Here is a 7,337-nt window from a genome sequence, read left to right as displayed (position 1 = left end):
TCGCAGCTGACAACAGCACCACCCGGGTCTTGCCGCCCTTGCCGAACACCGTCGCCTGCCCGGCCTCATCCCGGACCGCGAGATCCCGCCAGCGCAGGCCGCACACCTCCGAGATGCGCAGGCCGCCGCCGTAGAGCACGGTCAGCAGCACGCGGTTTCGCAGGATCGGCTCCTGCCGGATCATCAGTAGCGCGTCGGCCTCCGACATGATCCGCTCGGCCAGGGTGTTCTTGATCGGCGGCACCTTAACGGCCGCGCCGATGTTGAAGCGCAGGAACCCCACCTCCTGGGCGAACGTGAACAGCGACTTCAGCGCCGAGGCGGCGAGCGCCACCGTGGCCGACGAGCCCGGCAGGCCGGCAAGGTAGTCCTGCAGCTCACCCATCCGCACCGAGCCGAGCGGCTTGCCGACATGCGCTAGGAAGCGCCGCGCCTCGCGCTCGTAGTTCCGGCGCGTGTTAGGGCTTGAGGATCGGGCCAGCCACAACCGGACCATCTGCGCATCGTCGTCGGCCTGCGCCGGCGGCAGCGCCTCGACGGGGTCGTCTATCAGGACGAGCGTAGTGCTCATGATGCGAGGGTTCCAGAGAGCTGCAGGATGAACCCAGCCAGGATCAGCGCAAATCCAGTCCGTGTCCCACGGAGCAACGCCACTGCCTGGAGGCGGCGCGCGGCACCCGCAGCAATAAGTTTCCCGCCCAGAGAGACAGGCACCTCACCGATCGAACGCATTCCGATCCGTCGCTGCATGTCGCGCCGGATCTGATTTTCGATGCTCGCCTCGTCGAGCTCGTGGGTCCGCATGCGAAGATCCTGCACGAGCAGGATCACGACGCCGAGGACGTCGAGCGCGAGGCCCGTGGACGATAGGAGCTTGGCGAGCGTCACCGCGTCGCCGAGCACCGTGAACAGGACCGGGTTGAGCAAATTCGGCTGCATCGGGCGTCCAACGCAAGATAAGCGTTCTTGTCTTGCGTTCGTACCGTAGCTGACCCGGCGCCTCCCTGCAATGCTGTCGTGCTGTAGTGCTACAGCATGGAAGCATGATGCCGCCGCAGCGCTAAAGCATGATGATGTCACAGCAGGATAGCGCCGCAGCACCATCCCGCTGCCCTGCTACGCATCGCCCTTCCCCTTGAGCGAAGCCGCGGACGGGTGCCCGTGCTTTTGCAGCGCGGCGTCGATCCCTTCCATGATGACGTCGTGAACCTTCACGTCCCGGGTGAACGCGATTTCGCGCAAGCGCCGATGCACCTCCTTCGGCAGGTACACAGAGGTATGCACCACATCCGGACGGGCTCGCCGGCCCGCAGGTTTCGCGCTTTCCGGTTCGGGCGAGGTCGGCGCGGAGGCAGGGGCAGCAGATGCCGCCGGCTCACGGGGCTCGGGTCCCGGCAGGGTCAGGCCGCCGATCAAGGAAGGGCGCTTGCTCATGCCTTGTTCGCCTTCATCTTGCGATCCGCCCAGGCCCAGAGCGCGCGCAGCTCGTCGGCCGCTTTGCCGTCAGGTGCATACTCCGTGACGCCTTTCCCGGCCGCCAGCGCGTCCTGATGGTCCGCTCGCTGGGTCAACGAGGGCTCGGCCAAGACGCCAAACATTCCGAGCCCGCTGGCCGCCTCGACGGTTCGCGCCGACCGTCCGGCCGGGCACTGGTTGAGCACGAACGCGAACCGATCCCGCATGCCGAGCCGCATCAGTGTCTCGATCGTCGGCATGGTCGCCTGAAGGTCGAGGCGGGACGGCCGGGCAGGGATCAGCGCCAAGTCGGCCGCCTGCATGGCGAGGTTGCCGCCGGTGGACGCGACGCCGGCCGTGTCGAGAACGGCCAGCGTGAACCCCTGCTCGCCGAGAGCCGCCAGGATCTGCGGCAGGTCCGCCAGCCGGTCAGGACCGAGGCGGTCGACGGCGGGCGCGTCCTCGGCCCGGTTGTCGCCCCAGGCCGCGAGCGAGCCCTGCGGGTCCAAGTCGAGCGCTACGACCTTCTCGCCGGCCTCCGCAGCCGCGACCGCGAGGCTGGCGGCGACTGTCGTCTTGCCGGCGCCGCCCTTCTGCGTGACCAGGGTTATCGTTCGCATGTCCCCTCGCAATGCTGTCGCGCTGTAGCAGTAAAGCGTGACAGTGCGGAAGTGCTACGATCTGACAGCGCCATCACGCGGTGACGCTGTAGCACTACAGCATTGCAGCACGACAGCAGCAGAGCGCGGTAGCGCTGCAGTGCCGTCCGCTCTACCTGACGACTATCAGCTGCGGTGCAGTCGGGAGTGCGCAAGGCCGGGCGAGCCGTGATGATACGGCCGCCCGGCCGGTTACACGCTGCTGCTAGGCTGAGACGCTTTGTTGAGCGTCAGTCCTGTCAGGGAGGCTCCAGCGCTGGGACAATCCAGAGCCGACACTTCGAGCCAGACCATGCCGTTCCAGCGCCAGACAGGCTGCCAGCGTCGGCCCATTGCGCTGGCTCACTGGTACGCCAGCACGGGACTTGACGACACTTGTGCTGACCGGGTGGTCCGTCAGCACCTTTAGAATGGCTTGTTCTAAATCGGTCAGGGATCGCATCCTGACAGCCAAGCAGGACAGACGCCAGATCTGCGACTCGGCGGCTCACATTCCCGTTAGACCGAAGTTAATCCCTGAAGCGGGGGACCGCTTACTCGGCCATCTTGGCACCTTGCCTGCACTGCAGATGCCATCAGACAGTCTGCGGTACAGCTCGGCATGCCCCTCGTTTGGTCCCGCACAGCCCCAGATACGCACTACGATTTCGTCGCTACCGAAGACGGCCTTGAGGTCGGACGGATCATGAAAAACCTTGGCGGCCCGAACGCCGGCACATGGTTTTGGGCGTGTACGGGAAATCAGCGCGATGAGGTCGATCTGAAGCCACTGAACGGCGAGGTGCAAACGCAGGATGAGGCAGTCCAGGCCTTGTCGGAAGCTTGGGCGCGCGCCAAGGGATAGGAATGCGGATGAGCCTGCGCCGCACGATGGTGATGACCGCCATCATCATGGGGGCCCCGGTTCAGGGCTGACCGAGCAGCCTACCGAGCGAAGGAGCCAGGCGGCATGACGCGCGAGATCGTCCTCGACACCGAGACCACCAGCACGGACGCCAAGGTCGAGCGTATCATCGAGGTTGGCTGCGTCGAGCTGATCAACCACACCCCGACCGGCCGGACCTTCCACCGCTACTGCAACCCGCAGAAGGCGGTTCACCCGGACGCCTTCGCGGTGCACGGCCTGTCCGACGCCTTCTTGGCCGACAAGCCGCTGTTCGCCGCCATTGCGCCCGAGCTGCTGGCCTTCATCGGCGACGGCACTCTGGTCATCCACAACGCGCCCTTCGACGTCGGCTTCCTCAACGCCGAATATGCCCGCCTGCCCGAACCGCGACCGGCGGCGATCAAGCTGGACGATGTGGTCGATACGCTCCTCCTCGCCCGGCGCAAGCACGCCGGCGCGGCCAACAACCTCGATGCGCTCTGCAACCGCTACGGGATCGATCGCAGTCGCCGCACGAAGCACGGGGCGCTCCTCGACGCCCAGATCCTGGCGGAGGTCTACGTCGAGCTCTTGGGTGGCAAGCAGACCGGCTTCGACTTGGCGCCCGTCATTTCCACCCCGGCTCAGTCTGCGGCAGATGCCGCCCGGCCGATCTCGCCGCGCGTGTTCAAATCCCGGCTGACCGACGCCGAGCGGGAGCGCCATGCGGCATTCATCGGCACGCTCAAGACGCTGGTCTGGGCGGACTACATCAGCGAGACGGATAGCTGAGGGACGGGTTCGTCACCCGACGAAGGGCGACCACTCAGTTCGAGCTTGGCGTTGGCGCCTTGTCCTTCCGGATCAGCTCAAGCTCCTCGGCGCTGCGTTCCTCGATCCCGACCAGCAGATCATCCGCGTTCTCGACAGCTCGGAGGAGTTCATCGAGCTTGATCTGGATGGCAGCGGTGTCTCGGGCCCCAGCCACGAGGATGACGCCCGCCAGGAGCATGGCGGCAATCGATAGGAAAAGGTTGAAGACCAGCGCCCAGTGGTCGTTGAAGCTGAGGAGGGCGCCGGAGCCGAGGCCCGCGGCGACCGTGAAGCAGGTGACCAAGAAGCCGGTCGGCTTCGAGAGCCACACGGCGAGGCCGACGATTGGCCGGTCGAGCATCGAGTACCAAGCCTTGTCCTAGGTAGCCGGACCGACGGAGCCGTGCGGCCTCCTGCCAGGAACGAGCTTGAAGCCTATGGCGGTTCCGGAAATAGCGAGGACGTGAGGCGTGCTTCCGGCATCGGAACTGCCTTCGGGAAAGGCTGACGCAGTGATCAGAGTGGCACCTACCTAGCGATGGGCGCCCAAAAGCGGCCGCGGTAGGGCAGGGTCATGGCCTCGACCCCCACCGTCTCCGACCCGCGCAAGGCCGCCGCGATCTCCGAGGATGAGATCAACGCCGTGGTTGATGCCGTGCAGGCCGATGTCGCGACCGAGGCCAGTTCCTTAATGCAATAGGTCCAGGCGCGATCGGTTGCTTGCGAGTGTGTCCGCAGCCGCAGGTTGAACACGATTTCTTCAACAGACGGTCTTTATCGCTGGCGATGACGCGTGAGAGGCGGCGCTCGTCAGCGGCTCCGCTTCAATCTCTTCCCTATTGCAACCATAGGTCAGCGGCGCCGTCCAATCAGTCGCGCCACGTGATCATATCGGGATCATCATCTGTGAGCTTCACCGTCACTGCCCGTGAGTCTGCGCGCCGGTTCGCCTATCAGCACGCCTCGCTGCTAAACGCTCTGGATCACGGCATGAGCCTAATTGCTGCCGGGATGGCTGACGTGTTTATCGCGGACGGAAACGGTCTGACGCGGACCCCGGCGGATCTGTACCGGCATCTGTTCGGTGGTAGCAGCGCCGAAAGCGCTCGCGTCCTTGAAGGGCAGACCGAGGGTTTAGCTCTGGCTGCGTGATGATCCGCGGACCGCGACCCTGCTGGCGCACCCGGTGAAGGGATGAGCGAGCCTACGACCATGACCACCAACGGCAGGCACTGGTTCTACGACAGCAGGCTGATGGTCTGCTCGTTCTGCCTGCTGTCGGTCGTCGCCATCTTCTGGCAGGTGAGCCGGTTCGAAGGCTTCCAGCCGATCTTCACCTGCGCCACTGCAAAGGATGTCGATCGCCTGCTGCTCTCCTCCGGGATGGACGCCTGCATGGGCAACGCGCGCTCCCAGCCCGAGACGGAGCGGTGCATGCGGACCGTCTATGTGCTCGCCTGCATGAAGGAGCGGTGGCGGTAACAGCCTCGTAAGCGGTTTACGTATTGTCCAATGGACGGCCTCAGCCGACTGCAGTAGAGCAATCCATGCCCCATACGCTTGCTGGCTGGATCCTTTTTGCCCTCATCATAGGCTCTGGAGGCGCTAGTATCGCCACGGCGATAAAGCTGATCATGTCCGGGATCGGAAAAGCGTCTCAGCACCGCCTAGATTTCCATGCTGCCTACATATTTGGTGCGCTTCTTGTGATTGCGACACTGCTGTTCATCTGGATCGAGCCGGCGCCGACTTGATAGCCCGTGCACGGCGGCGAAAAGTCTATCCTCTCGAACTAAGCTGACTGAGGTGGCGATCCGAGCCCCAGGGGTGATTGATCGGATCGAAGCTACCCTTGCGATCCGACTCGGGAGAACGTTGCTAAATCATCACGGCCGATCCTATTGCGAGCCGTTCGGACGAGAGTTGAGCAGCATGTGCATGCGGGCGGGATGAAAAGGCGCCATAAAGCGTGGCCATGCCATCATCACCCCATCGTACCCTGCGGTTTCGCGCCTTCTTCGGCGTAATCGCGGTCTTTGTCGTATGCGGTACGACTGCGCCCCATGCCGCAGACCTGAGCGCTGTCCTGCCACGTCCAGTGCCGACTTTTACTCAAGTCGATCCAAGCACTTGGGTGGTGACGGTCAGCGGCTCGCTACAGATCGTGCCCCGTTATCCCGGCGCCAGCGACTACACGCCTGTCGGCTATCCCTCCATCGACATTCGTCGTCTCGGAGAACCGCGCCGCTTCTCGGCTCCGGACGATGGCTTCAGTCTGTCCCTCTATGATGATCCGGTGTTTCGCATCGGGCCGACCGCTCGCATTGTACCTGGCCGCTACTATGGCGACGACCGACGCCACCTGTTCGGGCTCCGCGACGCGCGATTTGCAGTTGAGCCCGGCGTGTTCGCCGAGTTCTACCCAGTCTCCTTCATCCGCACCCGCGTCGAGGCTCGGCAGGGCGTCTACGGACATCACGGCACGGTCGGCTCGGTCGCGGCCGACTATCTGATCCCGACGGAGAAGCTTTTGTTCTCCATCGGCCCACGCTTCAATATCGGCGATGCCAGCTTTGCCCGGAAGTATTTTGGCGTGTCACCGGCCGAAGCCGCCCTGAACGGCCGGGTCACACCCTATGACCCGCGAAGCTTCTACTCGGCGGGCGTGCTCGGTGCTGTGACCTACACGCAAAACGAGACTTGGGCGTACACGGCCTTCGCTGGCTACACTCGCATCTTGGGTGCATCCGGCGACAGCCCACTGGTCCGGCGCCCGTTTGGTAGTCCAGATCAGTTCCAGTTCGGCGTAAAGCTCGACTACTCGTTCACGACGCCGGCCTTGTTTTAATCGGTCTGCGTACCTGTGCTGGACCAGCTCGGCCCCGCCGCCCGATCTGATCACGGGCTGGCGGGGGAGGTCGTCGATCTCACCGGCGTCCGCGTAGGGTGCCGGGATCTGGTTAGCGGGCCGTGACCTGCACCGGCTTGGCACTGTGTCGGAACAGGCCGCGCAATGCCCGGAACGGCAGAAGCACCAGCTTGGCCACGCCGTGAGCGGCCATGACGACGACGACGGCCAATAGAGCCAACAGGGTGTTCAACACGCGGGGTACTCTAAGCGGCGTGATACCCGGCGGGCCGCCCCCGCCATTCCCTTCAGGAGGCGCTTCGAAAACGGCTAGACTGTGAAGCTTCAAGCTAGCCCGGAATGACGTCCGGTACCCCCACCCGTGGGGCAGCATAGGCCACGCCTACCGAGTCCTCGCGACGCCAGATCACATGAACACCCGACGAAACCGGCTCTTGGCCGATCGCAAGGTCGAAGTAGCGGGGTACTGCTAGCCCGGGCGTGAAGACGAGGCATGCACCTGCGGGTGAGTGGTTTGTCACGATGCAGCGTACCTCGGCATCGATCCCCGGGAATGCGACACGGCCTTCGATAGTAGCTTCGACCCGGAGCTTAGCACGACGATTATGCATATCAGTACACGCCCTGGGTGTGTCGCTTTTATTCGCGGGTTGTATTCATCGTTATACGTCTAGCC

12 protein-coding genes are annotated in these 7,337 nt (G+C 64.2%); 6 read left to right on the top strand and 6 right to left on the bottom strand.

Annotated elements, in window-relative coordinates:
• The 4 genes from MKK67_RS00960 to MKK67_RS00945 all read right to left on the bottom strand — a co-directional run.
• Positions 1–571: tyrosine-type recombinase/integrase (locus tag MKK67_RS00960; RefSeq protein WP_243961064.1), on the bottom strand; the 571-nt coding region annotated here is incomplete at its 3' end.
• Positions 568–939 (bottom strand): hypothetical protein, encoded by a 372-nt coding sequence (locus MKK67_RS00955; protein ID WP_243961054.1) that lies wholly within the window; start codon positions 937–939, stop codon positions 568–570. The genes MKK67_RS00960 and MKK67_RS00955, both read right to left, overlap by 4 nt.
• A 177-nt stretch (positions 940–1,116) precedes the next feature.
• Positions 1,117–1,434, bottom strand: coding sequence for a hypothetical protein (locus tag MKK67_RS00950; RefSeq protein WP_243961052.1), 318 nt, complete (start codon positions 1,432–1,434; stop codon positions 1,117–1,119).
• On the bottom strand, positions 1,431–2,075 hold the full coding sequence (locus MKK67_RS00945) for an AAA family ATPase (protein WP_243961050.1): 645 nt from the start codon (positions 2,073–2,075) through the stop codon (positions 1,431–1,433). The genes MKK67_RS00950 and MKK67_RS00945 overlap by 4 nt, the downstream gene beginning before the upstream one ends.
• A gap of 988 nt (positions 2,076–3,063) precedes the next feature.
• Here MKK67_RS00945 and dnaQ point away from each other — a divergent pair.
• Positions 3,064–3,771, top strand: coding sequence for a DNA polymerase III subunit epsilon (gene dnaQ, locus MKK67_RS00940; protein ID WP_243961048.1), 708 nt, complete (start codon positions 3,064–3,066; stop codon positions 3,769–3,771).
• A 34-nt stretch (positions 3,772–3,805) separates the two neighbouring features.
• Here dnaQ and MKK67_RS00935 read toward each other — a convergent pair whose 3' ends face one another.
• Positions 3,806–4,153 (bottom strand): low affinity iron permease family protein, encoded by a 348-nt coding sequence (locus MKK67_RS00935; protein ID WP_243961045.1) that lies wholly within the window; start codon positions 4,151–4,153, stop codon positions 3,806–3,808.
• A 213-nt stretch (positions 4,154–4,366) separates the two neighbouring features.
• Between MKK67_RS00935 and MKK67_RS32515 the strand changes: the two genes are divergently transcribed.
• From MKK67_RS32515 to MKK67_RS00915, 5 genes are all read left to right on the top strand, one after another.
• Entirely contained in the window at positions 4,367–4,492 is a 126-nt protein-coding gene (locus MKK67_RS32515; RefSeq protein ID WP_279594891.1) for a hypothetical protein, read from the top strand.
• A gap of 206 nt (positions 4,493–4,698) precedes the next feature.
• Positions 4,699–4,944 (top strand): hypothetical protein, encoded by a 246-nt coding sequence (locus tag MKK67_RS00930; RefSeq protein WP_243961041.1) that lies wholly within the window; start codon positions 4,699–4,701, stop codon positions 4,942–4,944.
• Between the two features lie 42 nt (positions 4,945–4,986).
• Positions 4,987–5,274, top strand: coding sequence for a hypothetical protein (locus MKK67_RS00925; protein ID WP_243961032.1), 288 nt, complete (start codon positions 4,987–4,989; stop codon positions 5,272–5,274).
• 65 nt (positions 5,275–5,339) lie between these two features.
• Positions 5,340–5,546, top strand: a complete 207-nt coding sequence (locus MKK67_RS00920) for a hypothetical protein (protein WP_243961030.1) — start codon at positions 5,340–5,342, stop codon at positions 5,544–5,546.
• Positions 5,547–5,767: 221 nt separating this feature from the next.
• Positions 5,768–6,640 carry a MipA/OmpV family protein gene (locus MKK67_RS00915; protein WP_243961065.1) on the top strand — a complete coding sequence of 291 codons (873 nt, stop codon included), beginning with the start codon at positions 5,768–5,770 and terminating at the stop codon, positions 6,638–6,640.
• Positions 6,641–6,752: 112 nt separating this feature from the next.
• Here MKK67_RS00915 and MKK67_RS00910 read toward each other — a convergent pair whose 3' ends face one another.
• A complete protein-coding gene (locus tag MKK67_RS00910; RefSeq protein ID WP_243961028.1) occupies positions 6,753–6,896 on the bottom strand; it encodes a hypothetical protein in 144 nt (47 codons plus the stop codon).
• Between the last annotated feature and the right edge of the window lie 441 nt (positions 6,897–7,337).

This window comes from Methylobacterium sp. J-072, assembly GCF_022829425.1.
In the GTDB taxonomy this organism is placed as follows: Bacteria; Pseudomonadota; Alphaproteobacteria; order Rhizobiales; family Beijerinckiaceae; genus Methylobacterium.
Note: the sequence above shows the minus strand (reverse complement) of the source record. Positions and strands in the feature narration are given on the sequence as shown.